22 protein-coding genes and 1 pseudogene are annotated in these 25,598 nt (G+C 71.7%); 8 read left to right on the top strand and 15 right to left on the bottom strand.

Annotation, left to right across the window (positions count from 1 at the left end; translation table 11 throughout):
- Nucleotides 1–47: 47 nt before the first annotated feature.
- Nucleotides 48–1,115 (bottom strand): hypothetical protein, encoded by a 1,068-nt coding sequence (locus tag ACGFK0_RS07215; RefSeq protein WP_392901353.1) that lies wholly within the window; start codon nucleotides 1,113–1,115, stop codon nucleotides 48–50.
- A 58-nt stretch (nucleotides 1,116–1,173) separates the two neighbouring features.
- A complete protein-coding gene (locus ACGFK0_RS07210) occupies nucleotides 1,174–2,325 on the bottom strand; it encodes an acyltransferase family protein (protein WP_392901351.1) in 1,152 nt (383 codons plus the stop codon).
- Between the two features lie 219 nt (nucleotides 2,326–2,544).
- Here ACGFK0_RS07210 and ACGFK0_RS07205 point away from each other — a divergent pair, with 219 nt between their 5' ends.
- Entirely contained in the window at nucleotides 2,545–3,318 is a 774-nt protein-coding gene (locus ACGFK0_RS07205; RefSeq protein WP_392901349.1) for an SGNH/GDSL hydrolase family protein, read from the top strand.
- 48 nt (nucleotides 3,319–3,366) lie between these two features.
- Here ACGFK0_RS07205 and egtD read toward each other — a convergent pair whose 3' ends face one another.
- The 4 genes from egtD to egtA are packed head-to-tail and all read right to left on the bottom strand — an operon-like array spanning nucleotide 3,367 to nucleotide 7,710.
- Nucleotides 3,367–4,323, bottom strand: a complete 957-nt coding sequence (egtD, locus tag ACGFK0_RS07200) for an L-histidine N(alpha)-methyltransferase (protein ID WP_392901347.1) — start codon at nucleotides 4,321–4,323, stop codon at nucleotides 3,367–3,369.
- 31 nt (nucleotides 4,324–4,354) lie between these two features.
- Nucleotides 4,355–5,089 (bottom strand): ergothioneine biosynthesis protein EgtC, encoded by a 735-nt coding sequence (gene egtC / locus ACGFK0_RS07195; protein ID WP_392901345.1) that lies wholly within the window; start codon nucleotides 5,087–5,089, stop codon nucleotides 4,355–4,357.
- On the bottom strand, nucleotides 5,090–6,481 hold the full coding sequence (gene egtB / locus ACGFK0_RS07190) for an ergothioneine biosynthesis protein EgtB (protein ID WP_392901457.1): 1,392 nt from the start codon (nucleotides 6,479–6,481) through the stop codon (nucleotides 5,090–5,092). It lies immediately after the preceding gene.
- Nucleotides 6,478–7,710 carry an ergothioneine biosynthesis glutamate--cysteine ligase EgtA gene (gene egtA, locus ACGFK0_RS07185; RefSeq protein ID WP_392901343.1) on the bottom strand — a complete coding sequence of 411 codons (1,233 nt, stop codon included), beginning with the start codon at nucleotides 7,708–7,710 and terminating at the stop codon, nucleotides 6,478–6,480. Before egtA ends, egtB begins: the two co-directional genes overlap by 4 nt.
- 250 nt (nucleotides 7,711–7,960) lie before the next feature.
- On the opposite strand from egtA, the gene ACGFK0_RS07180 reads away from it, so the two are divergent.
- Complete coding sequence (locus tag ACGFK0_RS07180; protein WP_392901464.1) at nucleotides 7,961–9,256, top strand: hypothetical protein; 1,296 nt, start codon at nucleotides 7,961–7,963, stop codon at nucleotides 9,254–9,256.
- On the opposite strand, the pseudogene ACGFK0_RS07175 reads toward ACGFK0_RS07180, so the two are convergent.
- A pseudogene (locus ACGFK0_RS07175) lies at nucleotides 9,257–10,820 on the bottom strand (MFS transporter); the annotation flags it as partial.
- Between the two features lie 232 nt (nucleotides 10,821–11,052).
- Here ACGFK0_RS07175 and ACGFK0_RS07170 point away from each other — a divergent pair.
- Complete coding sequence (locus ACGFK0_RS07170; RefSeq protein WP_392901341.1) at nucleotides 11,053–11,715, top strand: TetR family transcriptional regulator; 663 nt, start codon at nucleotides 11,053–11,055, stop codon at nucleotides 11,713–11,715.
- Between the two features lie 10 nt (nucleotides 11,716–11,725).
- On the opposite strand, the gene ACGFK0_RS07165 is transcribed toward ACGFK0_RS07170, so the two are convergent.
- Nucleotides 11,726–12,898 (bottom strand): acyl-CoA dehydrogenase family protein, encoded by a 1,173-nt coding sequence (locus ACGFK0_RS07165; protein WP_392901340.1) that lies wholly within the window; start codon nucleotides 12,896–12,898, stop codon nucleotides 11,726–11,728.
- Entirely contained in the window at nucleotides 12,898–14,004 is a 1,107-nt protein-coding gene (locus ACGFK0_RS07160; protein ID WP_392901338.1) for an acyl-CoA dehydrogenase family protein, read from the bottom strand. The genes ACGFK0_RS07165 and ACGFK0_RS07160 overlap by 1 nt, the downstream gene beginning before the upstream one ends.
- 386 nt (nucleotides 14,005–14,390) lie before the next feature.
- Here ACGFK0_RS07160 and ACGFK0_RS07155 point away from each other — a divergent pair, with 386 nt between their 5' ends.
- Nucleotides 14,391–15,035, top strand: a complete 645-nt coding sequence (locus tag ACGFK0_RS07155; protein ID WP_392901336.1) for a TetR family transcriptional regulator — start codon at nucleotides 14,391–14,393, stop codon at nucleotides 15,033–15,035.
- Nucleotides 15,036–15,080: 45 nt separating this feature from the next.
- On the opposite strand, the gene ACGFK0_RS07150 is transcribed toward ACGFK0_RS07155, so the two are convergent.
- Both ACGFK0_RS07150 and ACGFK0_RS07145 read right to left on the bottom strand, forming a co-directional pair.
- Nucleotides 15,081–16,067, bottom strand: a complete 987-nt coding sequence (locus tag ACGFK0_RS07150) for a CU044_5270 family protein (protein WP_392901334.1) — start codon at nucleotides 16,065–16,067, stop codon at nucleotides 15,081–15,083.
- The gene (locus ACGFK0_RS07145) at nucleotides 16,064–16,648 is read right to left on the bottom strand and encodes an RNA polymerase sigma factor (protein WP_392901332.1); all 585 of its coding nucleotides are present in this window, start codon (nucleotides 16,646–16,648) and stop codon (nucleotides 16,064–16,066) included. Before ACGFK0_RS07145 ends, ACGFK0_RS07150 begins: the two co-directional genes overlap by 4 nt.
- Nucleotides 16,649–16,863: 215 nt before the next feature.
- On the opposite strand from ACGFK0_RS07145, the gene ACGFK0_RS07140 reads away from it, so the two are divergent.
- The gene (locus ACGFK0_RS07140) at nucleotides 16,864–18,306 is read left to right on the top strand and encodes a S1 family peptidase (RefSeq protein ID WP_392901330.1); all 1,443 of its coding nucleotides are present in this window, start codon (nucleotides 16,864–16,866) and stop codon (nucleotides 18,304–18,306) included.
- Between the two features lie 115 nt (nucleotides 18,307–18,421).
- On the top strand, nucleotides 18,422–18,658 hold the full coding sequence (locus ACGFK0_RS07135; protein ID WP_358454994.1) for a DUF397 domain-containing protein: 237 nt from the start codon (nucleotides 18,422–18,424) through the stop codon (nucleotides 18,656–18,658).
- 77 nt (nucleotides 18,659–18,735) lie between these two features.
- On the opposite strand, the gene ACGFK0_RS07130 is transcribed toward ACGFK0_RS07135, so the two are convergent.
- Complete coding sequence (locus tag ACGFK0_RS07130) at nucleotides 18,736–20,913, bottom strand: MMPL family transporter (RefSeq protein WP_392901327.1); 2,178 nt, start codon at nucleotides 20,911–20,913, stop codon at nucleotides 18,736–18,738.
- A gap of 222 nt (nucleotides 20,914–21,135) precedes the next feature.
- Between ACGFK0_RS07130 and ACGFK0_RS07125 the strand changes: the two genes are divergently transcribed.
- Nucleotides 21,136–22,266, top strand: a complete 1,131-nt coding sequence (locus tag ACGFK0_RS07125) for a sensor histidine kinase (protein WP_392901325.1) — start codon at nucleotides 21,136–21,138, stop codon at nucleotides 22,264–22,266.
- Nucleotides 22,263–22,925 carry a response regulator gene (locus ACGFK0_RS07120; RefSeq protein ID WP_392901323.1) on the top strand — a complete coding sequence of 221 codons (663 nt, stop codon included), beginning with the start codon at nucleotides 22,263–22,265 and terminating at the stop codon, nucleotides 22,923–22,925. The genes ACGFK0_RS07125 and ACGFK0_RS07120 overlap by 4 nt, the downstream gene beginning before the upstream one ends.
- A gap of 27 nt (nucleotides 22,926–22,952) precedes the next feature.
- Here the strand turns inward: ACGFK0_RS07120 and ACGFK0_RS07115 are convergent, their stop codons facing one another.
- From ACGFK0_RS07115 to ACGFK0_RS07105, 3 genes are all read right to left on the bottom strand, one after another.
- Nucleotides 22,953–23,204, bottom strand: coding sequence for a hypothetical protein (locus tag ACGFK0_RS07115; RefSeq protein WP_392901321.1), 252 nt, complete (start codon nucleotides 23,202–23,204; stop codon nucleotides 22,953–22,955).
- A gap of 5 nt (nucleotides 23,205–23,209) precedes the next feature.
- Nucleotides 23,210–24,073 (bottom strand): hypothetical protein, encoded by an 864-nt coding sequence (locus tag ACGFK0_RS07110; RefSeq protein WP_392901319.1) that lies wholly within the window; start codon nucleotides 24,071–24,073, stop codon nucleotides 23,210–23,212.
- Between the two features lie 79 nt (nucleotides 24,074–24,152).
- Complete coding sequence (locus ACGFK0_RS07105; RefSeq protein ID WP_392901317.1) at nucleotides 24,153–25,499, bottom strand: hypothetical protein; 1,347 nt, start codon at nucleotides 25,497–25,499, stop codon at nucleotides 24,153–24,155.
- Between the last annotated feature and the right edge of the window lie 99 nt (nucleotides 25,500–25,598).

The following is a 25,598-nucleotide window of genomic DNA, read 5'->3' as shown; positions in this document are numbered from 1 at the left end:
GGGGGTGTACGGGCCCGCCGGAGGCGGCGCGTCCAGCCGATGCCCGCTCACATCGGCCGAGCGCCCACATCTCCTTCAGCGCGGACCGTCTCGGGAATGTCACACCACCGGTCGGTCAGCGCGCATACGGCCGCCACGACGGCGAAGCAGACCCCTGCCCCTCTGAGGAGTCCCGCCTCGTAGTAGGTGTCCTTCACCACCAGTACGGCCGCATACCCGGCCGCGCCCCCGGCGGACAGCGCCGCGACGGCTTGCGCCGCCCAGAGCACGATTCTTCTCGTCCCGACCCCTGCGAGGGTTTCCCTCAGACTGCACACGGAGGCGACCAGGCACACGACCAGTCCCGCCATTGCCGCGACGACGGGCGCACCGACGTTGGGCCCGTACCGGACGGCCAAGGCCGGGACGAAGAACAGGACCAGCACCCAGCGCAGCCCACCCGCGATGGACGACAACGCGACCCCGGCACCCGCGTCCGACCGCAACCGTGACGCCGTCCAGCGCGCCCCGACGAGAACGCACATCGCGACGATCGCGCCTGGCAGCCGTCCTCCCAGATGACCGAGGTTGTAGAGCAGGGCGGTGTCATAGACGGTCAGCACGAGATGCCCCAAGGCCCAGACTGAGGCGGCGAAGAGAAGCAGTCGCACCGGCGATGTCTCGCCGGCCTCGCTCTCCTCCTGCCCTGCCAGCCACCAGAGCAGCAGTGGTGTCACCACAGCCGAACAGACCCGGATCACGATGTCGTCCATCGTGTAGGGGTTGCGCAGATCCCACTCGACCGCGCAGAAGACGAACGTGTACGAGATCGATGCCGCCCACACCAGCCACGAACGTGCCAGACGCCGGTACAGGCCGCGATCCAGCCACCGCAGAACCGTCACGTACGCGAGCAGCACCAGCGGCAGCTCAAAGAACGCTTGCACCCGCAGGACGGACGGCTCCAGCGACTCCGGCACCGGAAAGCGTTCCGCCACCCCGCGCATGGACGGGCCGTCGGCAAGCGCGAACCATCCCTCGGGCAGATACTTCGCGATGAACGACACATCGCCGTCGTGCACGCGCAGTACGTACACGGTGAACAGCACCTGGTTCACATAGGCGAGCGCGACCACCAAGGCCAGGAACGCCTCTGGACGTGCCCAAGGCCGCCGTCCCGCACCCGGCCCGCGTTCACCTGTGCGCCGCATCAGCCGGGGTGCGATTCCCAGGCTCACCGCCGTTGAGGCTAGTACCGCCGCGTCCACCCCGACCGCCATGACCGACCAACGTAGACGTTTCCGCAGGCGGCCGCATCGGCTCCAGCGACGCGTACAGGCGGCGGCGCATCCAGGCCGCGCCCGGACGTTCGACCAGCCGGTGCACGGCGTAGGCGGCCAGCAGGGACGCGGCGATGACCACCGCGAGCGCCGCCCACCGGTCGATGCCCGGGTACAGCGCGTCCAGCAGTGGCAGCGCGAGCTGCGAATGGACGAGGTACAGCGGATACGTCAGCGCCCCGAGGACGGTCAGCCCGCTCCACCGGAGACGGCGCAGCCGCCCGGTCGCGACGAGGATCACCACCGCGAAGATCCCGGTGATGACGGCGCTGACCACGACCTCGTCGGCCCCGCGGAACACCGTCTCCGCGCGCCAGGCGCCCCAGCGGAGCGCCATCAGGTACGACACGGCCACGTACCCCCACAGCAGCAGCGTCGGCCCGAACCGGTGGATCATGTAGAGCGCCATGCCCGCGATGAAGTACGGGCTCCACGTCGGCACGAGCATCACCTGGAGCAGCTCGTGGTCGGCCTGGTCGGCGAACAGGCCGCCGAACATCCAGGCCGCCATGAAGACGAGGCACGACCGGTACGTGATCCCGATGGCCGCGAGGACGGCGACGAGCACGTAGAAGTGCAGTTCGACCCAGAGCGTCCAGTAGACGGCGTCCACGTTCCGGACGCCGAGCCCGCCCTGCAGCATGGTCAGGTTCGGCACGACCAGGCCGGGGACGCCGTGCCCCTGCCGGAACACCGCGTACACGAACGCGCCGAGCAGCACGCTGACCCAGTACGCGGGCATCAGCCGGACCAGCCGGGAGATCCCGAACTCGCCCGGCCCGCGCCCCCACACGCTCATCAGGATCACGAACCCGCTGATGACGAAGAACAGGTCGACGCCGAGGTAGCCGAACCGGGTGAGCGAGGCGATCTCGGGGAAGACCTCGCGCGCCGGTTCGGGCCAGGGGCCGGCCCCGCCGAACCCGGTGAAGTGGTACAGCACCACCGCCAGCGCGGCCAGGAAGCGCAGGAGGTCGAGTTCACGCAGCCGTTCCCGTCGAGTCACCGCGGAACCCTCTCGGCGGCAGATTGCCCGTCCTGAGCCAGGAGGTTAACGGCGGGTGTAGGCGAGGACGCGATTCCACGTCGGTTCGCCGACGCGCCGCCGTACGGGCGGATCCGGCCCGCCACGCGGGCGCGGACCCGGCCCCGGCAGGCGCGGCGGATCAGTAGTATGCGATGCGTCCCTGAGCCTTTGGCGGCTCCGGATGATTGGTGGTCCTCGATGACATCTCGCCGCGTCCGACGCGGCGCGGCGACTCTCGTCCTGTGCCTGAGCCTGGTGGCGGCCCTGGCCGCGACCGGCTGCTCCCCGCTCGGGGGCTCGGTGCAGCGTTCGGCGGTGGCGGACGCCCCCGGAGAGGGCGGCGAACGGGAGACGCGCGACGCCCCGTCCGTGGTGATGTTCCTCGGCGACAGCTACACGGTCGCCGACGGACGGGCCCGGCCCGAGGCGACGTACGCCTCCGCCACGGCCCGGCTGCTCGGCTGGCAGGTCGTCGTCGGCGGACGGTCCGGTACCGGGTTCGTCACGAAGGGCCGCGGGCGGCAGGCGTTCCTCGCGCTGTTCGAGAGCCAGCTCGGCTGGCGTCCCGCACCCGACATGCTCATCGTGTCCGGCGGCCACAACGACTTCCGCGTCCCGGCGCCGCAGGTCGCCGCCGCCGCGCACGTCATCCTCGAGCGCGCCGGGCAGCGCTGGCCCGGCACCCACATCGTGCTGATGGGCCCGGTCTGGGGGACGGGGACGCCGACGCGGGGCGCGATCGCCGTGCGGGACGCCCTGAAGAACCTGGCCGGGCAGCTCGGCGTCCCGTTCGTCGACCCGATCGGCGAGCGGTGGATCACCGGCGACTCGCTGACCGGCGCCGGCAACGCGCCGCGCTACATCAAGCGGGACCGCACCCATCCGACCCCGGAGGGCCACCGGTACATGGCGACCCGCCTGGCCGGGGACCTGAAGCGGATGGGCCTCGCCCAGCCCGTCCGCAAGAAGTAGCTCCACCGGCGGTGGGGACCGGGGCGGCGGGGACCGGGGCGGCGGGCGTCAGCCGGCGGCGGGGCGGGCGAGGCTGAGGGAGAAGTCGCCCTCCGCGTCCGTCCAGAACTCGGCGAGTTCCATCCCGGCCGCGCCGAGTTCGGACTCCAGCCGTTCCCTCCGGAACTTGGCGGAGACCTCGGTGCGCATCTCCTCACCGGCGTCGAACGACACCTCCAGGTCGAGGCCGCCGACGCGGACGTCCTGGTCGCGGACGGACCGCAGCCGCATCTCGATCCACTCCTCGGCCTCGTTCCAGACGGCGCGGTGCTCGAAGGCGTCCGGGTCGAAGCCGGCGTCCAGTTCCCGGTTGATGACGTGCAGGACGTTGCGGTTGAACTCGGCGGTGACGCCGGCCGCGTCGTCGTAGGCGCGGACGAGCCGGTCCGTGTCCTTGACGAGGTCGGCGCCGAGCAGCAGGAAGTCGCCGTCGGACATGGTGGCGCGGACGCCGCCGAGGAAGCCGACCCGCGCGGCGGGCGCCATGTTGCCGATCGTCCCGCCGAGGAAGGCGATGAGGCGGCGCTCACCGCCCGGCAGCAGGTGCAGGTGCTGCTCGTAGTCGGCGACGACGGTCCGGACGGCCAGGCCCGGATGGTCGGACGCGATGCCCGCCGCCGCCTCCTCCAGGAAGTCGCCGCTCACGTCCACCGGCACGTACGAGCGCAGCGTGCCGGCGAGGGCGTCGAGCAGCAGCCGCGTCTTCTCCCCCGACCCGGCGCCGAGTTCCAGCAGGGTCCGGGCGCCGGTGGCGGCGGCGACCTCGGGCGCCCGCGCGACGAGGATCTCCCGTTCGCGGCGGGTCGGGTAGTACTCCTCCAGCTTCGTGATCTCCTCGAAGAGCGCGCTGCCGCGCTCGTCGTAGAACCATTTGGGCGGCAGGGTCTTGGGCGTGCCGGTGAGTCCCTCCCGGACGTCCTGGCGGAGCGTCTTGGCGAGGTCGTCTGCGGTCAGGAACCGGTCCACGTGGTTCTCTCCTTCGGAGGGGAATCGGTGTTCACAGGGACGTGACGGAGACGCCGGCGGTGAGACCGGCGGTGACGAGTGAGCGGTCGGGGACGGCCCGCCAGGCGGCGTCGCCGTCGAGCGGCTCGGACGCGATCCGGATCTCGTCCGCGTCCTCGCGGACGAACAGGGAGTCGCCCCAGGTCGTGGCGGCCAGGGACGTGCCGTCGGAGGCGAGCAGGTTGTAGCGGCCGGGGGCGAGCGCGGTGATCGCCTCGACGACGGCGGCGAGGCCGTCGCCCAGGGGCAGCCCGTCCCGCCAGTGCCGGACGGCGAGGGCGAACAGCGGCGCGGAGTCGACGGGGGCGCGGGCGTCCGGTACCCCGGCGACGTCGCCGGCCAGTTCGCGGAGTTTGCCTTCGACGCCGCCGAAGTCGTCGATCTTCCCGTTGTGGCTGAACAGCCAGGCCCCGGCGCGGAACGGCTGGGCGCAGGACTCGTCCACGGGGAAACCGGCGGTCGCCGACCGGATCGCCGCGATCGCGCACGACGCCCGGACGGCCCCGGCGACCTCGCGGAACGACTCGTCGGTCCAGATGGGCTGGGCGCGCCGGAACCGGACGGCCTCGCCGTCCTGGTACCAGCCGGCGCCGTACCCGTCGGCGTTGAGGATGCACCCCTGCGTCATGCGCGGCGCGTACGACTGGGTCTCCAGGGAGTGCTCACCGTCGTAGATGAGCGAGTGCAGCGTCCGTTCGGGCCCCAGGTAGCCGAGATGGCGGCACATTCAGCGCGCCTCCCCTGTGAGGGAGCGCGCGCAGCGGAACCCGGAGAAGATCTGCCGCCTGATGGGGTAGTCCCAGTTGCGGAACGATCCGCGTACGGCGAGCGGGTGCGTCGCCCAGGAGCCGCCTCTCAGCACCTTGTACTCGGGGCCGAAGAAGACCTCCGAGTACTCCTTGTAGGGGAAGGAACGGAAGCCGGGGTAGCCGTGGAAGTCGGACGACGTCCACTCCCACACGTCCCCAAGGAGACGCCTGACCCCGTACGCGGACGCGCCCGCCGCGTAGGAGCCCGTCTCGGCCGGGCGGAGCGTGCGCTGCCCGAGGTTGGCGCGTCCCTCTTCGTAGGCCTCGCCCCACGGGTAGCGGCGTGACCGCCCGGCCGCCGGGTCCCAGCGGGCGGCCTTCTCCCACTCGGCCTCGGTCGGCAGTCTCTTGCCGGCCCATCGCGCGTACGCGTCCGCTTCGTACCAGCACACGTGCTGGACGGGCTCGCCGGGCGGGACGGGTTCGGTTCGCCCGAACCGGCGGCGCAGCCATTGGCCGCCCTGCCGCACCCAGAACGCGGGGGCGCGTTTCCCACCGCTGTTGCGCCATTCCCATCCGGCGGGGTCCCACCAGCGGGGATCGTCGTATCCGCCGGCTTCCATGAAGGCGATGTAGGCGGCGTTGGTCACCGGCTCGACGTCGATGTAGTACGCGGGCAGATCAACAACGTGCACGGGACGTTCGTTGTCGTACGCCCATGGGTCGTCCGAGGTGCCCATTCGGAATGGACCTGCCTCGATCAGGACCTCGTCCATCCCGCGGCCCTGGGAAATCCCGCGGCCCTGGGAAGGGGCCTTCTGAAGCGGCTCGGCGGCGGGGTCGAGGAGCGCGGGGGCGCCCTTGCGCAGCTGGTGCGTGGCCAGCATGGTCTCGTCGTGCATGTGCTCGTGCTGGACGACCATCCCGTACACGAACCCACCGGACGTGAGCGGATCCGCCGTGTCGAACCGCACCGACGACAGCGAGTCGAGCACCTTGGCCCGCACCGTGCCGATGTAGGAGCGGGCGTCCTCCGGCGGCAGGAGCGGCAGTGACGGCCGTTCGGCGCGTGGATGCTCGAACGCGTCGTACAGGCCGTCGATCTCGGGTCGCATCGCCTCCGCACCCGCCGCCGCGCGCAGCAGCCACAGTTCCTCGTAGTTGCCGACGTGCGCGAGGTCCCACACGAGCGGCGACATCAGCGGCGAGACCTGGCCGGTGAGGTCGTCCCCGGCCAGGACGTCGGTGGTGAGGCCGAAGCTGCGGTCCCGTACCGCGCCGAGTTCGCCGGCGATCAGCTCTTTGAGCGCGTCCTCATCGCCGGCGGCGACGTGGCCGGCGTACAGGTCGGCCGCGCCCGGGGGGGTCATCGGGGCCATGTCGGGTCCTCCTCGGACAGCGGTAGGGGGAAGTCCGGTGAATCTGGGGCGGGGTCGTCGGCGGGGGTGCGTCCCCGTTCGACGTACCGGCGCGCGTACTCCTCGACCAGCGGGACGAGGCCGGACGCGCCGAGCCGCGGCAGCGCGTCCAGCGCCGCGGCGAAGCAGGCCCGTGCCGCGGCGGCCAGGGGCGGGTCCGACAGCCCGCGCAGGGCGGCCTCCGCCCACCGGTGCGCCACCGGCTCGGCCGCGGCCTCCGCGGCGCGCGACGCGGCCGGGTCGTCCAGCAGCGCGGTGGCGACGGCGACGGGGACGGGCCAGTACGGGCCGGGCAGCGCGTCGATCATGCGCAGTTCGAGCCAGCCGCGCGGCCGGACCGGGGGGAACAGGGTGGACAGGTGGTAGGACAGGTCGTCCTCGCCGGGCTCGCCCTTGTTCAGCCACTCCAGGAACGACATCCCGGGGTCGGACACCCATTCGCCCTCGGCGGTGTGGACGAGCATGACCTGGGCGTCCAGCGCGTACCGCGTCCACGCCTCGGCGGGGTCGGCGTCCACGCCGTCGCGCAGGACGGGGAGGGTGCGGCAGGGGTCGAGTTCAGTCCAGATGCCCTGCCGGGACGAGCGCATCCCGGTGCGGCGTCCGGCGCGCAGCGGCGAGTTCGCGAACGCCGCGACCAGCACCGGGCCGAGCGCGTGAACGAGCCGCCAGCGGCGGAACGCGTCGGTGTGGTCTGCGCCGATGTCCAGGTTGACCTGGACTGACGCCGTGGAGCACATCATGGCCAAGCCCGCGTCGGTGAAGCCGCCCGCGAAGAAGTAGTCGCGCATGCAGGCGTAGCGGGGATGGTCTGCCTGGAAGCGCGGCCTCCGTACGGGGTCGACGCCGTGGCCGACGAGGGCGAGCCCGTCCGGCGAAAGGGCGTCCCGGACGTGCGCGATGTCCCGGTCGAGCGCCGAATGCAGTGCGCCGAGCCCGTCGAACGGCGCGGAGCTGAGCTCCAGCTGCCCGCCCGGCTCGTAGGTCACCCTGCTGCCGCCGGACGGCGGGCCGGCGTCGTCGACGAGCGCGCGCACCCGGTCGCCGGGGACATGGGCGGCGGGGTCGGCCGCGTCGATCACGAACCACTCGGTCTCCGCGCCGACCGTCCCGGGTGGGCCGGTCTTGAAGCAGACACCGCGAATGTGCTGGTAGACGTCGTCCACGGTCAGCCGGGTCACGGCTCACTCCTCACCTTTTCATCGGCGGGTGCCAACCTTCCCTGCTGAACCGCATCAGAAATCCGGCGAATTTCGTGAACTTCCTTAAATCTCCGTGAACGTCACTGTCAGCAGGGCTCTCCGTTACCTTCCGTGCTACTCGACGCATCGCCTAATCTCGGACTTCTCAGGCATTGACCGGAGGCGCTAGAGTCCGTCAACCAGCGGTATGCACTATTTGTACGTACCGTGGCGACGATCGGGAGGTCACATGCGCGGGGACATGGGTTCGCTCTACGACGCGCACGCCGACCGCCTGTACGCGTACTGCTGGTCGCTCGTCGGCGACCAGCTCGCGGCGGCCGCCGTGGGGGACACCTTCACCGCGGCCGTCCACCAGCCGCCGCGCGGCGACCGGGTCCTGTGGCTGCACTCGCTCTCCCGGTCGGCCTGCGCCGAGCGCGGCGCCTTCACCGGCAACCTCGGTGGACGGGGCGGCCTCCTGTTCGCCGATCCCGACCCGCTGCTGCGCGCCGCCGGGGCCCTGCGCTCCGACCACCGCGAGGTGCTGCTGCTGTGGGCGGGCGACTGGCTCGAACCCCACGACATCGCCCGCGTCCTCGGCATCGCGCCGGACACCGTCCTCCAGCTGCTCGACGCGGCGCGGACCCGGCTGGAACGATCCGTCCTCGACATCCTGATGCGCGGGGCGGCCGAGGCGCGCCTCGACCTCATCACCGCGTTCGAGAAGAAGCGGCTGCCGCAGCTGCTCGCCCGGCGGGCACCGGCCCGCGCGCCCGGCTGGCTGCGCGACCAGGTCCTCGCGGCCTGCGAGGACGAGGCCGTCCGGCCGCTGCCGAGCGTCATCTCCCCGAGCCCGCTCGTCGTCATCGGCGCGGACGGACCGCGTTCCGGCCGCTCCGGGCGCTCGGGCCGGGACGGCGACCGGGTGCGGCGCGGGCTGTCCGGCGGCATCTCCAAGGGCCTCGGCGCCGCCGCCGGCGTCGCCGCGTCCGCCGCGGCGGTCATCGGCCTGCTCGCCAGCTGGCCGTCGGCCAAGGGCGGCGGCGGGGCCGCCTCGCTGGTGCCGACGGCGAGCACCGGCCAGACGAACCCGGCGTCCGCGACGAGCGGTCCCGCCCCGCAGCACCCGCTGCCCGGCCTCAGCGGCACCGAGCGGGCGACGGGCAGCGCGCCCGGCACCCCGCGGGACCCGGCCACGGACGACGGCGACCCGGCACGGCAGGGCGCCGGAACCCCGGGCGCAGCCGCTCCCGCCCCGGCACCGCCGGCGGCGTCCCCGGCCGGCACGCCCACACGGGAGACGAGCCCGGCGCCGCCGGCCACGCCGCCGCAGCCGGACCGCCCGTCCACCCCGCCGACCGGCGAGTCTCCGACCACTCCCCCGGACACGCCGGGCGACCCGGCGACCCCGCCGCCCGGCGACGGCACCGCCGACCCGACCACGCCGCCGCCGGACACCCCGTCCGAGCCGCCCGCGGACGACCCGGGCACGCCGAGCCCCAGCCCGACGACCAACCCGGCGCCGTCCCCGAGCGGGAACTGACCGGCCCGCACACCCCGGCGGCGCATCAGGCCGCCGCGGCGCCTTCGACCGGGGAGGTGCCGCGCCGGACGAGCAGGGCCGCGAGGACCGCGACGACGGCGACCGCTCCGGCGACGGTCAGCGAGTTCTGGAAACCGTCCATGAACGCGAGGTGGCTTCCGGTGGTGATGGCCTCGGCGGCCGGGGCCGGTGTGCCCGGCGGGACCGGCGCGACGCCCTGCGAGACGATCCCGCCCTGGCCCGCGAGCTGCTGGGCGGCGGCGCCGGGGACGCCCGCGTCCGTCAGACGGCCGAACAGCACGTCGCCGACCTTGGTGGACAGCAGCACGCCCAGGACGGAGGTGCCGAGGACGCCGCCGAGCTGCGCGGCGGTCTGCTGGAGCCCTCCCGCGACCCCGGCGAGATGGGCCGGCGCGTTGCCGACGATGGCCTCGGTCCCGGCGACGATGACGAACCCGAACGCCATGCCGAGCAGCACGAACCACGGCCACAGCTCGACGTAGGGGGCCTCCACCCCGATGCGCGACAGGCCGAACAGCGCGGCCGCGGTGAAGCCCATCCCGAGGGCGAGCGGCACCCTCGGCCCGAACCGGCTGGTCAGCACCCCCGCCAGCGGTGAGGAGACGATGAACACGGCGGTCATCGGCAGCATCCGCACGCCGGCGTCCACCGGGCTCATGCCGTGCACCTGCTGCAGGTAGAGGGTGATGAAGAAGATCGTCCCGAACATCCCGAAGAAGCCGAGGACGATGAGCCCGGTCGCCGCCGACAGCGACACCGAGCGGAACAGCCCGAGCGGGAGCAGCGGACGCTCGACGCGCAACTCGTTCCGGATGAACCCGGCGAACAGCACGACGGACACGGCGAACGACACCAGCGGGACGGCGTCCCCGAACCCGGACTCGCCGGCCTTGATGAGCCCCCAGACCAGGGCGAACAGCGCACCGGTGAGCAGCGCGACGCCGGGCAGGTCGAAGGAGCCGGTGGCCTCCTCGTCCCGCGATTCGCGGATCACCCACAGGCCGACGGCGAGGGCGACCAGGCCGAGGGGGGCGTTGAGGAAGAAGACCGACTCCCAGCTGACGTTCTCGACCAGCAGCCCGGCGACGATCGGGCCGCCCGCGATGGAGATGCCGACGGTGGAGCCCCAGACGCCGATCGCGGTGTTGAGCCGGTCGGCCGGGAACGTGTTGCGCAGGATGGCGAGGCTCGCGGGCTGGAGCAGCGCCCCCGCGAAGCCCTGCACGACCCGCCAGAAGATGACCATGCCGAGACCGCCGGAGAGTCCGATCATGACCGACGCGGCGGCGAACCCGACCACGCCGGCCAGGAACGTCCGCCTGCGCCCGAACCTGTCGGCGATCTTCCCGGCCGGGATCAGGGTGACGGCGAGCGCCAACAGGTAGGCGTTGGTGACCCACTGCAGGCCGGACAGGTTCGCGCCCAGGTCGCGGGCGATCGCGGGGTTGGCGATGGACACGACGGTGGCGTCGAGCCCGACCATCATCACGCCGAGCGCGACCGCCACGAGGGTGAGCCACGGATGCCCGTGCCCGGCTCTCACGGGACGGCCGCGCTCCTTGTCGCGCGGCGGGACGTGGACGGCGCCGGGCTCGAGTGTTCCGGCGCCTGGGGAGTGAGTCATGGATCGACCTCCGGATGGGGAAGACCCAAAAGTGTCATGGCATGACACTTGTCGTCAACCGACTCAGGTCGCGGTACGACATTAGTTACATCAGGACATTGGTCGCCCGCTGTCTCTTGGCGCGGGACGACGAGATGGTTACACTTCGCCCATGACCGCGACCGACCCCGAGACCGGCGCCACCGGCCCCGGGCCCCAGCCCCCGGGCCGGCGCGAACGCAAGAAGCAGCGCACCCGGGACGCGCTCGTCGACGCGGCGTTCACCCTCTTCGCCGAGAAGGGGTTCGACTCCACCACCGTCGAGGAGATCGCCGACGCCGTGGACGTCTCGTCCCGCACGTTCTTCCGCTACTTCGCCTCGAAAGAGGACGTCGCGCTCACCTTCCAGGAGGAGCAGACCCGCGCCGTCCTGGCCTCGCTGACCGAGCGGCCCGCCGATGAGCCGATCATGACGGCGCTGCGCCGGGCCGTCGTCGGCATCGCCCGCGCCTGCGAGGCCGGCGAACTCGGCTTCGACCCCGAGCGCTTCCAGTGCATGCTGTCGATGATGCACGACAGCCCGTCCCTCATGGCGGGCAGCCTGGAGCACGCCCAGAAGAAGCAGGCCCTGCTGATCGAGTTCATCGCCGAGCGGCTCGGCGTCGACCCCGCCGCCGACCTGCGCCCGCACGTCATCGCCGCCGCCACCACCTGCGGCTTCCAGGCCGCCGCCGACGCGATGCGCCGCCACGGAGGCACGTTCGGCTCGCTCTCCGAGACCGTCGACCAGACCTTCGCCATCCTGGAGACCGGCCTCAACCGGCCCCCCTGCTAGACCTCGGGCCTCAGCGGGGCGCGCGGGGCAGGCCGAGGCCGATCATCGCGATCAGCTCGCGCTGGATCTCGTTGACGCCGCCGCCGAACGTCAGCACGAGCGCGCCCTTGGCGAGGCGGTCGGTGGCCTCGATGAACTCCGCGGTCACCGGGTCGCCCGGATCGCCGTACCGGGCGAGGACGTCCCCGACGATCCGGCCGACCTCCTGGACCCGCTCCGAGCCGTAGATCTTGGTGGCGGACGCGTCCGCCGCGCCGAGCCAGCCGAGGTCCTGGTTTGCGGCGACCTGCCAGTTGAGCAGCTCGTTGACGCGCAGGTAGGCGTAGATCCGCGCGACCGCGCGGCGGACGGCGGGCTCCTCGATGAGCGGCCGGCCGTCCCGCCCGGCGGTCGTGCGGGCCCAGCGCTCGAACCGGACATGGGTGTGGCCGATGTTGCCGGCGGGGCCGAGCGTGACCCGCTCGTGGTTGAGCTGGTTGACGATGAGGTCCCAGCCCTTGTTCTCCTCGCCGATCAGCATGTCCGCCGGGACGCGGATGTCCTGGAAGTACGTCGAGTTGGTGTGGTGCCGGCCGTCCATCGTGATGATCGGCGTCCACGAGAACCCCGGGTCCTCGCAGTCGACGATGAGCATCGAGATGCCCTTGTGCTTCTTCGCGTCCGGGTCGGTGCGGGCGGCGAGCCACACGTAGTCGGCGGTGTTCGCCCCCGACGTGAAGATCTTCTGGCCGTTCACGACGTAGTGGTCGCCGTCCCTGACCGCGGTGGTGCGCAGGGCGGCGAGGTCGGTCCCGGCGCCCGGCTCGCTGTAGCCGATCGCGAAATGGCACTCCCCCGCGAGGATGCGCGGGATGAAGAACTCCTTCTGCGCGTCCGTCCCGTACTGCAGGATCGTCGGCGCGACGGAGTTCAGCGTGATGAGCGGGTAGGTGACCTCGGCGCGGGCGATCTCGTTGGCGAAGATCGTCTGCTCGACGGGTCCGTAGCCGCGGCCGCCGTACTCCTTCGGCAGCGCGACGCCGAGCATCCCGTCGCGGCCGAGCCGCCGGCAGTGCTCCATGTAGGCGGTCCCGAACGGGTCCTCCAGGATCGCGGCGCGCTGCTGCCCGTCCAGGCAGCCCTCGAAGTACTCGCGCAGCTCGGCGCGGAGCCTCTTCTGCTCGTCGGTCAGATCGATGAACATCAGGCCTCCTGAGAAACGAGCGCGCCGAGCGAGTCGAGCTGGTGTTCCGCACCGCCGAGCAGGTGCGCGCACTGCTTGCCCCAGGCGAAGTAGCGGTGCAGCGGATAGGTGACGTCCAGGCCGATGCCGCCGTGCAAGTGCTGGCAGGTGTACAGGGCCTGCACGACGGGGTCGCAGGCGTTGTACGCGGCGACGGCGAGGACCTCGTCGGCGTCGGCGTCGCCCTCCGCGAGGCGCCACACGCCGGCCCAGACGGCCACGTCCAGGGCCCGCTTGGCGATGTAGACGTCACCGATCTGCATCGTCACGGCCTGGAACTGCGCGAGGGCGCGCTCGAACTGCTCGCGCGTCTTCACGTACTCCTTGGTCAGCTCCAGCGCGCCCTCGATGACGCCGGACGAGACGGCGACCGCGCCGGCGACCGCGGAGCGGCGCAGGGTGTCCCAGGCGGCGCCGTCCGCCGTTCCGCCGAGCAGGGCGTCCGGCCCGACCCGCACGCCGTCGAGCGCGACGCGCGACAGCGGCTCGGTCGTCGCCGACGGCTGCCTCGTGATCGCCGTGGCGGCGGGCTCGACGAGGAAGACCCCGACGCCCGCGCCCTCGACGCGGGCCGGGACGAGGATGCGGGCCGCCTCCCGCGCGTACGGGACGAACGTCTTCACCCCGTCGAGGACGAAGCCGTCACCGTCCCGGCGCGCCGTCGTGGAGACCTCGCCCGGCGGGCCGACCTCGCGGTACGCGCCGGTCAGGACCGTCTCGCCCTCGGTCAGCGGGCCCAGGAGGGCACACTGACCGGCGGTGCCGTGCCGCCCGATCGGAACGGCCGCCAGCGCGAGCGACGCGTACACGGGGACGGGCGCGACCGTCAGGCCGGCCTGCCGCAGGATGACCGCCAGCTCGACCTGCCCGAGGCCCGCGCCGCCGGCGTCCTCCGGCACGACGACCCCGAGCAGCCCCGCCTGCGCGAGGGCCTTCCAGGTCACCGCGTCGTAGGACGCACCGCTCTTCTCGAAGGCCTCCAGCCGCTCCTGCGTCGCCTCACGCGCGAGCAGGCCCGCCGCGAGGCCGTTGAGCTCCTGCTGGGTCTCGTCCAGGTTGAAGTCCACTCATCCGCTCCCTTCCAGAAGGTGCAGCCGGCCGCGCCGCTCGAACTCCGCCCGGGTGCCGGCCGCGTCCTCCGCGGTCATCCGGCGGTAGGCGAGGTCCGGGACGGCCGTCGTCCGCCCGCGCTTCCAGCAGTGCCGCGACGCTCATCCCGTCACCTCCGAGGACCCGCCCCACGGCGAAAAAGTAGAACAGATTCTAGTCTGTGTCCAGAGGCATGATCGCCCTCGTTCGCGGGCAGATTCGCCTAGCATGCCAGGGTTCATCGACCGGATGACGGGACCCGGCGGGCCACCCGCCCGCCGACGATCAGATAACACGTTCTCGTGAGAGCTGTATCCTTGGTGGGACACGTCGGGCGACCGCGCCCGCACAGAAGGGATCGACCGTGACCGCAGAGCCGACAGTGACCGGGGGCGAGACCCCGGGTCAGCCCGCGGAACAGGCGGCCGGCCGGCCGGGGCAGAGCGTGCGCTCCCGCAGCCAGCACCAGCGGCGCAAGCGTATCGTGCAGGCGGCCGCGGCACTGGCGTCGCGCGGCGGCATCGAGGCGATGCAGATGCGCACCGTCTCCGAGCGCGCCGGGGTCGCCCTCGGCACCCTGTACCGCTACTTCCCGTCCAAGATGGACCTGGTCGTCGCCGTCGTCAGCGAGGAACTCGACCTCCTCGAACGCAGCATCGAGCGCCGCCCTCCCCGCGCCGGCGACGCACCGCAGCGCGCGGTGGAGGTGCTGATGCGCGCCACCCGCGGCCTGATGCGCGAACCGGAGCTGGCGGAGGCGCTGATCCGCTCCCTGCTGCTGTCCGACGTCAAGACCGACTTCGGCGACCGGATGACCGGGCTGCTGCTGCTCGCCGCGTCCGGCCCGCCGCAGGACATCACCGACGACGATCCGCGCCGCCTGGTGGCGCGGGCACTGGCCGGCATCTGGACCATGGAGATGATCGAGATGCTGCGCGGCAACGCGACCGCGGAGGAGATCCAGGCCCGGCTGGAGATCTCCGCCGCCCGCCTGCTCATCGACTCCTGACGGCGGCGGACGGGCGACCCGATCGCCCGTCCGCCCTCCGGGAGGTCAGAGCCGCTGCCCCGCCTCGTCCACGATGCCCGCCTTGAGGCGGACGGTCAGGTTCATCAGGTCGCCCTTCTCCACCGACATGGTCCCGTCGACGTGACGGGTCCTGTGGTCCTTGATCACAACGGACCGTTCACCCAGGTACCCGTAGGTCTCCGCGTCGAGCAGCAGCTCCTGGTGCAGGTAGCCGTCGGTGACACGTCCGAGCCCCAGGGCCAGGCGTCCCGCCGCGTCCACCCGGCCCTCGGCGAGCGTCACGCCGGGAATCTGCTTGATCGCCCGGAACACCGCCGCCTCGGTCCTGGGCGGCAGGACGTTGTTCCGCAGGATCGCGCCGAACATCGAGTACGCGGTCGAGTACCGCCCCTCCTTCGCCGCACCGAGGCCGCCCGTCTGCTTGTAGATCCACTTCAGCAGCGCGTCCGGGTCGGCCGGCAGCGCGGCCAGCGAGGCGTAGTCGGACGGCGGCGTCGTCGGCAGCATCCCGGTGAACCGCAGCCTCCCGTCCTCGATCGTCGCCGACTTCGTGCCGTCGGCACGCTGCCAGTTCCGCGTCACGACGTCCTTGCCGGGGTCCGTGGAGACGGGGCCGTTCGGCTCGCGTCCTCTCCGCACCCGGGACTCGACGTAGATCCACTGGTCGGGCCGGGGCGGCGTGAACGCGCGCGTCTCCGCCGCGCGTGCCGCCCGTTCGAGCGCCTCGGACGCGTTGGCCACCGGGCCCGCCGGGATCCCCGGCACCACGGGGCGCGGGTTGCCGTCCCGGTCGGTGCCGCCCGCGGTCTGGACGACGGTCACACCGACCGCCACGGCGGCGGCCAGCACGCCCACGGCCACGAGCCGGACACCGAACCGCGACGGCCGGAAGCGCCGCCTCCCGCCACCGGACGCGCGTTCGAGCAGGGCCGTCCGGGCGGCGGCGCGGGACGCCTCCGCGGGCGCCTCGGGCTCGGTCCAGGCATCACGCAGAATTTCCAGGTCGTTCATCGGTCGATGTCCTCTCCAAAGGTCGTGGGGTCGGTCTCGCCCAGTACGGCGCGGATCCTCGTCCGGGCCCGGTGCAGCCGGGAGCGCGCCGTTCCCGCCGGGATCCCGAGCGCCTCGCCCGCCTCCCGCACACCGAGCTGAGCCCAGGCGACGAGCAGCAGGACGTCCCGGTCGCCGCGCGGCAGCCCGCCGAGCGCCGCCGCCAGCGGCCCCCGCGCCGCCTGCGCGTCGACCTGCCCGGCGACCCGCTCGTCGTGGCCCTCGGCGGCCTCGGACGCGCCGGCCCGCGCCAGCGCCCGGTACTGGCGCACCTCCGCGCGGTGATGCCGGGAGATGAGGTTGGACGCGATCCCGTACAGCCACGGCCGCGCGTCGTCCCGCGTCAGGTCGTAGCGGTCGCGCCGGTCGAACGCGATGAGGAACGTCTCGGCGGCCACGTCGTCGGCGGGGCCCCGCCCGAGCCGCCGCGCCGCGTAACCGTGGATGGCGCCGTAATGGCGGTCGAAGAGCGCGGCGAAGCACTCCGGCTCGTGCCGGGACCGCCGCAGGATCTCGGCGTCGCCGGTGGTCACCGCGACCATGCCGGTCTTTCTCGGGTCATGTCGTGCCTTCCTGAGCGTTGGTGGGTCACTCCTGGTTCGCCGAACGCCCGCCAGGCGTTCGCGGCGTTCGGGCGAAACGCAATCAACTGTGAAAAGTCAGTCGGGGGCGATTCGTTGTCCTCGGCGTTCAAGCGGTCCAGCATTCCGGGCATCGGGGCGACCATCCCTCACCCCCACCCCCCAGGAGCGCCCACATGGCCCGCAGAAATCTGGTGTTGGGCGTCATGGCCGTTTCCGGCCTGACCGCGTCGCTGGCGACCCCGGCGCACGCGCACACCAGCCCCACCGTCACCGACCGGCCGCAGGTCACCGCCGCACCCGCCGACCGCGCCGCCGGCATCCAGAAGCAACTGCAGATCTCGCTCGGCGCGGCGTTCGGCGGCGCCTGGGTCGAGCACGGCTCCAAGGTCGTCGTCGCGACCACCGACGCCGCGTCCACCGCCACGATCAAGGCGGCCGGCGCGGTGCCCAAGGTGGTGAAGTACGACGCCCGCGACCTCCACTCGGTCCAGACGAAGCTGAACCGGCACGCCCGGTCGGCCCCCAAGGCGGTGACCGCCTGGTACATCGACCCGGAGACCAACCGCGTCGTCGTCCAGGCGTCGTCCAAAGCCGCCGTGAAGCGGTTCGCCAAGGCCGGCGGCGTCGACGCCGGGGCCGTGCGGTACGTCCACTCGACGGCCACGCCGCGTCCGCTCTACGACATCGTCGGCGGCGAACGGTACTGGACGCCCTCGGCGGGCTGCTCGGTGGCGTTCTCGGTCGACGGGGGCTACGTCACCGCCGGCCACTGCGGCGACCAGGGCGAGACGACCAGCGGCGCCAACCGGGTCGCGCAGGGATCGTTCGGCGGCTCCTCGTTCCCCGGCAACGACTACGCGTGGGTCAACACCAACAGCCAGTGGACGCCGACGCCCACCGTCAACAAGTGGGACGGCTCCTACCAGACGATCCACGGCGCCGTGGAGGCACCGGTCGGCTCCGAGGTCTGCCGTTCGGGTTCCACCACCAACACCCGGATCTGGTGCGGCCAGATCCTCCAGCGCGGCGCGACCGTCCGCTACGCGGAGGGAACCGTCACCGGGCTGATCCGCACCGACATCTGCGCCGACCCCGGCGACTCCGGCGGCGCGCTGTTCACCCCGGAGGGGCAGGCGCAGGGCATCACGTCCGGCGGCTCGGGCACCTGCGACGACGGCCAGGGCGGCGGAGACCAGATGTACTTCCAGCCGGTCGGCGAGGTCCTGCAGATCCTCGCCCAGCAGGGCCGCGAACTCGTCACCTCGGGCGGCGGGCCCGGCGACCCCGGACCGGGCGACCCCGGCACCTGCGACGGCCACGAGGACAGCGCGACGGGCTCGCTGAGCTCCGGCGGCAGCGCCTACCAGCCGGACGGCAGCTACTACCGCAGCACCTCCTCCGGAACCCACTCCGCATGCCTCGACGGCCCCGACGGCACCGACTTCGACCTGTACCTCCAGAAGTGGTCCGGCTCGTCCTGGCAGACGGTGGCGCAGTCCATCAGCCCCACTCCCGACGAGAACATCTCCTACAACGGCACCGCGGGCTACTACCGGTACCGGGTCCACGCCTACAGCGGCTCGGGCCAGTACACACTCGGCTTCGACGCTCCGTGACCCCGCCCCCGGCCGCCCTCCCTCATGGGCGGCCGGGGATCCGGTTCCGGCCTGTCACCGTCCTCTCACGCACTAGCCTTGAGCCCGACAGAGCCAGGACGAAGAAGGTGGGCCAGTGACGGAGCAGGAACCGATCCTCAGCGACGGGGTCATCATCGAGTTCATTGATGGCAAGGACGTTCCCGTCCAGCACAAGGACTTCGGTGAGAGGGCCGTCGTCATGCGCGACGCCAAGAACCCCGCGGGGCCGATCCTCTACTTCACCGAGGCCGAGTGGGACGCCTTCATCGCCGGCGTCAAGGACGGCGAGTTCGACGACCTTCTGGAAGAGGACCCCACCGAGGCCCCCTGACGCACGCGAGCGCCCCCGGCACACCACCGGGGGCGCTCGACGTCCCGGCCGCTTCGGCGGTCCGTCAGACCTCGGGGTCAGACCTTGGCCCCCTCCCCGACCCCGGCCGGTGGAGCCGGCACCGTCACCGGCGCCCGGCGACCGGGCATCCACCAGTTGGCCTTGCCGCACAGTTCCATCACCGCCGGGACGAGGACCATCCGGACGATGGACGCGTCGATGAGCACGGCGACGGCCATGCCAAGGCCGCCCTGCTTGACCGCGACGTCGGGGCCGAGCAGGGAGGTCGTGAAGACGGCGATCATGATGGCGGCCGCGGCGGTGATGACCTTGGCGGTCCGCGCCAGCCCGCGGGTGACGGCCATCCGGGTGTCGCCGGTGCGCTCGTACTCCTCGCGGACCCGTGAGATCAGGAAGACCTGGTAGTCCATCGACAGGCCGAACAGGACCGGGAACATCACCATGGGCACCCAGGTCGTGACCGGCATTTCGGCGGGGAAACCGAGGGCCGGGCCGAACCATCCCCACTGCACGACCGCGACGATCACACCGTAGGCGGCGCCGATCGACAGCAGGTTCACCACGGCGGCCTGCAGCGCGATCGTGACGGACCGGACCAGGGCGATCAGCAGGACCATGGCCATCGCGATGACGACCGCGATCATCAGGGGCAGGCGCGAGCCGACGTCCTCGGCGAAGTCGATGGTGCCGGCGTTCGGCCCGCCGAGGTGCACCCCTTCGCCGCCGGGCGCCCCGGGCAGCACGTCGTCGCGGAGATGGTGCACCAGGTCCGCGGTCGCCTCGTCCTGGTATCCGGTCTTCGGGAAGGCCATGAAGGTGGCGGCCCGCCCGTCCTCGCTCACCTGGGGCGGCGTGACGTGGGCGATGCCCTCGGCCCTCCCGACCGCTTCGACGACGGGGCGCAGATCGGCGTCCCTGGAGCCGACCTCGGTGGCGAAGATCAGGGGTGCGCCGTAGCCAGGACCGAACCCCTCCGAGATGATCTCGTACGAGGTGTAGCTGCTCCGGTCGTGCGGCTGGACGCTGGCGTCCGGCTGGCTCAGCCGCATCGACAGCGCGGGCGCCGCCAGCACCAGCAGGACCGCTCCGGCCAGGAGGGCGGCGACCAGCGGCCTGCGCTGCACCACGCCGGCCCAGCGCTCGGCGGGAGTGCGGCGCTCCCGGAACGGGGCGCCGGCGGCCCCGCGCCGGCGCGAGGTGCGGCGCGGCAGCCGCAGCGAGTTGATCCTGTGGCCGGTGAAGCCCAGGAACGCCGGCAGCAGGGTCAGCGCGGCGATCATCGTCACCAGCACGGTCACCGACGTGGCGACGGCCACCCCGGTCATCAGCCGCTGTCCCATCACGATCAGGCCGAGCAGCGCGATCACCACGGTCGTGCCGGCGAACAGCACCGCGCGGCCCGCGGTCGTGATGGCCGTGACCGTGGCGCCCTCGGGGTCGTCGCCGTCCTGCAGGCGGTCCTTGTAGCGGGTCACGATGAACAGTGCGTAGTCGATGCCGACGCCGAGCCCGATCATCGCGGCGAAGACCACGGTGAAGTCCGGCGCGGGCATCACGTACCCGACCAGCTTCATCAGTGCGATGCCGCCGACGATCGACATCAGCGCGGTCACGATCGGCAGGCCCATCGCCACCAGCGACCCGAAGGCGATGAACAGGATCACCGCCGCCGCGAGGATGCCCACGCTCTCCGCCGACCCCTGCGCGGGCGTCTCGGCCTTCTCGGCCTTCTCCCCGCCGAGCCCCAGCGTCACCCCATCACCGGAGGCGTCCTTGACCGTGTCGACCAGGGGCTTGACCTCGGTCTTCTCCGCGTCCCCGTCGGTCAGCGGGATGGTCGTACGGGCGATACGGCGATCGTCGGTCACCAGATCCCCGTTCTGGTACGGCGACGTCACCGGTCCCGTCACGGGTGAGGCGGACAGATCGGCGATGACCTTCTCGATCTTCCGCCGGGCGGCCGGATCGTCGATCCCCCTTTCCGCTTTGATCGCGAGTGTCAGCGTGTCCCCCTGCCGCTCGGGGAAATGCCTCTCGATCAGCTCCTGCGTCTTGGCGGACTCGGAATCCCCGCCGGAGAAGTCATTGTCGGGTGCCGCGCCGTAGCCGAAGCCGGCGAAAGCCACGGCGATCACGCCGGCGATCCAGGTCAGGAGGACCAGGCGGCGGCGCCGGTAGCAGAACCGGGCCAGACCCGCCAGGACTCCCCCCGCGGCCGGAGTCTCGGTTGACATCATCTCGTCCCCAACTCTCTTCTCTTTCACAATGCGTCCTGATATTGCCCGCAGAACACAATTCCGGTCGTCCCCCGGACGCATGCAATTCGCGCTACCGCCAATGCCGCATTCCGTTACCGCGGAAAGCGCAGGCGCCGCGGAAGTACTGCGGTCGCGGTAGCCGGTTCCTCGTCCGCCAGCAGGAGTCGCAACGCGTCGGCACGCGGCTAGGGTGCGCGTATGAGCACAGGACTTTCGGCTGCCTGGGCCAGGTCCGGGCGCTGGGTGATCGCGGTCTGCGTGACGGTGACGCTGCTGGTCACCGCACTGACCGCGGACCACCCCGGCACGGACCTCGACGTACTCGGCTACGCCCTGCTGGTGACGAGCGGCATGGTGCTGGCCGCGGGCCGCCGGGCCCCCGTTCCCGTCCTGGCCGTCACCGGGCTCTGCGCGCTGGGCTACCAGGCGGCCGGTTTCGACGTACCCGCCGTCGCGTACCTGTTCGCGGTGTACGCCGCCGTACGCGCGGGGCACCGCGTCATCACGCTGGCGGCGAGCGTGGCCCTGCTGGCCGCGCTCCCCTTCGCCGCCATGGCGTCACTGGCGGACGGGCCCGCCTCCGACGCGTTCGCCCAGGCCCGGGGCGCCCTCGAAGTGGCCTGGCTGATCGCCGCCGGCGCCGCGGGTGAGGCGCTGCGGCAGGCCGAGCGGCGGGCGGACGAGGCCGAGCGCACCCGCGAGGAGACCGCCCGGCTGCGGGCGTCCGAGGAGCGGCTGCACATCGCGCGGGAACTGCACGATTCGCTCACCCACCAGATCTCGATCATCAAGGTGCAGGCCGGAGTCGCCGTCCACCTGGCCCGCAAACGCGGCGAGCAGGTGCCGGAGGCCCTGCTGGCGATCCAGGAGGCCGGCCGTGAGGCGACCCGGGAACTGCGCGCGACCCTGGACACGCTGCGGGACGACGACAAGACCCCCTCACATGGCCTCGATCACGTCCCCGACCTGGTGGAGCGGGCTCGCTGGACGGGCCTCAACACCACCCTGACGATCGAGGGCCAACGCCACGACGTACCGACCGCGGTGGACCAGACCGCCTACCGGATCGTCCAGGAGTCGCTCACCAACACCGCGCGCCACGCCGCCGCCTCCACGGCGTCGATCCGGATCGACTACCGTCCGGACACCCTCGCCATACGGGTCGACGACGACGGCAAGGCCATGCCGGGCACGGCTCCGGTGCCCGGCGTCGGGCTGCTCGGTATGCGTGAGCGGGTCACCGCCCTGGGCGGCCGCCTGCGCGCCGAACCGCGCAGTGAGGGCGGCTTCAGCGTCCAGGCCGAACTCCCCGTGGGCGGGCCGCGGTGATCCGTGTCCTGCTGGTCGACGACCAGCCGCTCCTCCGCGGCGGATTCCGCGCGCTCCTCGACGCCGAGGACGACATCGAGGTGGTCGCCGAGGCCGCCGACGGCGAGCAGGGCCTGGCCCTCATCAGGGAGCACCTCCCCGACATCGCGCTCATCGACATCCAGATGCCGGTCATGGACGGCATAGAGACGACCCGCCGCATCGCCGCCGACCCCGCTCTGGCCGGCGTCCATGTCGTCATTTTGACCAACTACGGCTTCGACGAGTACGTCTTCAACGCCCTGCGCGCCGGAGCCGCCGGATTCCTGGTGAAAGACATCGAGCCAGAGGACCTCCTCCACTCCGTGCGCGTCGCCGCACGCGGTGACGCCCTGCTCGCACCGTCGATCACCAGAATGCTGATCAGCCGGTACGTCGCGCAGCCGCTCAACACGGGAGCCGGCACAGAACTGAAGGAACTGACCAACCGCGAACGCGAGGCCGTCGCCCTGGCCGCACAGGGTCTGTCCAACGGCCAGATCGCCGACCGCATGGTGATCAGCCCCGTGACCGCGAAGACCCACATCAACCGGGCCATGATCAAACTCCACGCCCGCGACCGCGCCCAGCTGGTCGTCCTCGCCTACGAATCCGGCCTGGTGACTCCCCGGAACTCCTGAACGAGGGGCCACCACGCCCGAACGGCGTCAGTCGAACAACTCAACGGCGGCCCCCGCCGTCACTGCGCGCGTTGCCCACTCGGTGAGTTGCTCCTCGTCCGTGCAGGCCATGATCCGCTCACGCACCTCATCGGACACACTCAGCCCGCGGGCCGCAAGCACGACGAGCACCATCTTCGCTTCGCCCTCGGCCTTGCCCTCGGCCTTGCCCTCGGCCTTGCCGATGGCTTGGTGGCGGAGGAAGAGGTCGCTCTTGAACTCGTAGCCGGTGGCGCTCACCGCGGTCAGTCGAACAACTCGTCGGCGGTGTCGACCGTGATGGCGCGGGCCAGCCACTCGTCCAACTGCTCCTGATCCCGGCAGGACCGAATCCGCTCACGAACCTCATCCGGAACAGTCAGGTCCCGCGCGGCGAGAACCTTTAGCACCGACTCGGCCTCCCCGAGGGCTTGGTGGCGGAGGAAGAGGTCGCTCTTGAACTTGTATTCGGCGGTGCCAGTGGACACGAGTTCCTCCAGGATGCGGCGCGCCAGCCTCGGCAGCGCGCTGACCACAAGGTCAGTGTACAGGTCGGCGTTTTCGTGGTCCGCGTTCTCGATGGTGGCGAGGGCCGCATGGGTGATCTCCAGGGTCTCCCTGGTATGGCTGCTGACGTTGGCCAGCGTGCTGATGATGGCCAGTTCGGGCATCTGGGCCGCCTGCTCGGTCGTGGTGACGAGCGGCTTGGTGCCCGGGCCGATCACCAGGGGCTCCAGGACGAAACCGGGGTGGCCGATCCTGATCGGCTCGCGTGCCCAGTCGGCGACCGAGCGCTTGGGGCAGATGACGATGAGGTAGCACGGGCAGGCGGTTCTGTGGTGGAGCGCGGTGAGGTAGATGGGCCAGGACTTGCGCTTCCGCAGGTCCTTTGCCTGCTGCATTTCCGCGACGACGGCGAGGGTCGTCTTCCCGGAGCCTCCCTCGCAGATCTCTACGACGTTGTCGGCTCGGTAGGTGGTCGGGGCGATCTGGGTGCACTCTTCGGACGCCGATCTGATCATCAGGTCGTCCCCGACCTCGACGTCGAACGCGGTGCGCAGGATCTGGGCTATGACCTCCGGGTTGTCGCGGATGATCTGGATTGGTCCTTCGTGGACTGCGGTGACCATGCACGGGAAGTTATCGAGCCATCACCATTAGATACCTTGACTATCCAATGACTCAAAGTGTGGCTTCCATCACAGTGAGTTATGGATGGGATGGTTGGGTTACGAGGCGGTTTGGGCGGTAGCGGATGAAGGCCGAGGGGTCGAGGGAGAGGGACTCGGCGGCCTTGTTCAGGGAGCGGGCGGTGGTGTTCGGCCAGTGGCCGGTCTTGACGCGCTTCTCCAGGGCCCGGAGGGAGGCCACGTACTCGGACGCCGTGAAGTTGCAGTGGCCGATGCGGTGGACGTAGGCCTGGCGCAGCAGGTGGGTACGGCCGGCCCGGCGGACGGACGTGGCGTACTCCGCCTGGTGCTCGACCGGGACGAGCTGGTCGGAGATGGTGTGGATGTTCAGAGCCGGAACGTCGACGCGGCCGGTCGGCTGGGAGGTGCGGGCCATCCAGGCGAGGGGGCGTGGTTCGACCTTCTTGGCGGCGGTGGCGGTCAGGCGCGAAAGGTCTGCTTTCAGGTTCAGGCCCGCGGTGCGGTAGAGGGCCTTCACCTGGCGTTGGTTGCCGGACTCGTGGAGCAGGCGCGAGTGGTCGAGGCCTTTGTTCCAAGCGCTGTCGCCGCCGGCGGCCAGGTTGATCCAGTAGCGGCCGCCGAAGACGAAGTTGAGGACGCCGCCGGAGGTGAGCCACTGGTACTGCTGGCGTTCCCGGGCGGCGTGATCATGGCGGGGTGGCGGGGCGTCGCCCGAGAACCAGGATGACTGGTTGAGGAACGCGGAGGCCAGGGCGATGCGGGCGCGGCCGGCGGGGGTGTCCTGGGCATCGCTGACGGCCTGGGTGAGCTGGGCTCCGGCGGCCGCGGCCTCGGCGGGCGTCTCGTAGTCGGTCAGCTTGATGTGCTGGTCAGGGGCCAGGAGCGTGGCCACGGTGTGGCCCGCGTTGAGCTGGTAGTTGTTCAGGTCGACACCGCCGGCGACGATGCCGCAGGCGGTGAGGACGCCGTCCACCGCGCGGGTTTCGGCGATCTTGGCGCTGACGAGGCCGCCCATGGACTGGCCGAGGGCGAGCGTGGTGCGCGGGCGGCCGATGATCTCTGAGACGGCCCTGCCGGTGGCGAGCTGGTCTTGGACGGCGCTGCCCAGTGCCCAGAGGGAGCCCGACGGGTCGTAGGACGAGCCGGCGAGGGCGTAGCCGCGGTCGAGGAGGGCCTTGCCCGCGGCTTCGCTCGGGCGGTTCGCCGGGGCGAGGGGGCCGAATCCGTGGCTGAACAGGACGAGGGTCCCGTTCCAGTCGGCCGGGACGTCGGCGATCCAGGTGGAGCCGTCGGGGAGGGTGCCGGTGTAGTGCGCGGGACCGGCGAGCCCGTGGGCGGCGGTCGGTGTCAGGACTGCGGGGGCGGCGAAGACGGCGGCCACGGCGACGGTCGGCAGTCGTTTCATGGTGATCCTCCGGCCTGGGGGCGGGCCCAGAAATGGATACATGTGCCACGAACGTCAGAATTTTGTCGAGCATCGCAGAATGTAGGCAGAATCACTGCG

The sequence above is a fragment of the Spirillospora sp. NPDC048823 genome, assembly GCF_043198445.1.
GTDB lineage: Bacteria > Actinomycetota > Actinomycetes > Streptosporangiales > Streptosporangiaceae > Spirillospora.
The sequence above is the reverse complement of the archived record's forward strand: the minus strand, read 5'-3'. Positions and strand labels throughout refer to the sequence as shown.

Bases quoted from the DNA above. Each gene is read 5' to 3' on its own strand.
- ACGFK0_RS07205 (WP_392901349.1), top strand. From the start codon at position 2,545: ATGACATCTCGCCGCGTCCGACGCGGCGCGGCGACTCTCGTCCTGTGC.
- egtC (WP_392901345.1), bottom strand. From the start codon at position 5,089: ATGTGCCGCCATCTCGGCTACCTGGGGCCCGAACGGACGCTGCACTCG.
- egtB (WP_392901457.1), bottom strand. From the start codon at position 6,481: ATGACCCCCCCGGGCGCGGCCGACCTGTACGCCGGCCACGTCGCCGCC.
- ACGFK0_RS07180 (WP_392901464.1), top strand. From the start codon at position 7,961: ATGCGCGGGGACATGGGTTCGCTCTACGACGCGCACGCCGACCGCCTG.
- ACGFK0_RS07170 (WP_392901341.1), top strand. From the start codon at position 11,053: ATGACCGCGACCGACCCCGAGACCGGCGCCACCGGCCCCGGGCCCCAG.
- ACGFK0_RS07165 (WP_392901340.1), bottom strand. From the start codon at position 12,898: ATGTTCATCGATCTGACCGACGAGCAGAAGAGGCTCCGCGCCGAGCTG.
- ACGFK0_RS07150 (WP_392901334.1), bottom strand. From the start codon at position 16,067: ATGAACGACCTGGAAATTCTGCGTGATGCCTGGACCGAGCCCGAGGCG.
- ACGFK0_RS07145 (WP_392901332.1), bottom strand. From the start codon at position 16,648: ATGGTCGCGGTGACCACCGGCGACGCCGAGATCCTGCGGCGGTCCCGG.
- ACGFK0_RS07140 (WP_392901330.1), top strand. From the start codon at position 16,864: ATGGCCCGCAGAAATCTGGTGTTGGGCGTCATGGCCGTTTCCGGCCTG.
- ACGFK0_RS07130 (WP_392901327.1), bottom strand. From the start codon at position 20,913: ATGTCAACCGAGACTCCGGCCGCGGGGGGAGTCCTGGCGGGTCTGGCC.
- ACGFK0_RS07125 (WP_392901325.1), top strand. From the start codon at position 21,136: ATGAGCACAGGACTTTCGGCTGCCTGGGCCAGGTCCGGGCGCTGGGTG.
- ACGFK0_RS07110 (WP_392901319.1), bottom strand. From the start codon at position 24,073: ATGGTCACCGCAGTCCACGAAGGACCAATCCAGATCATCCGCGACAAC.
- ACGFK0_RS07105 (WP_392901317.1), bottom strand. From the start codon at position 25,499: ATGAAACGACTGCCGACCGTCGCCGTGGCCGCCGTCTTCGCCGCCCCC.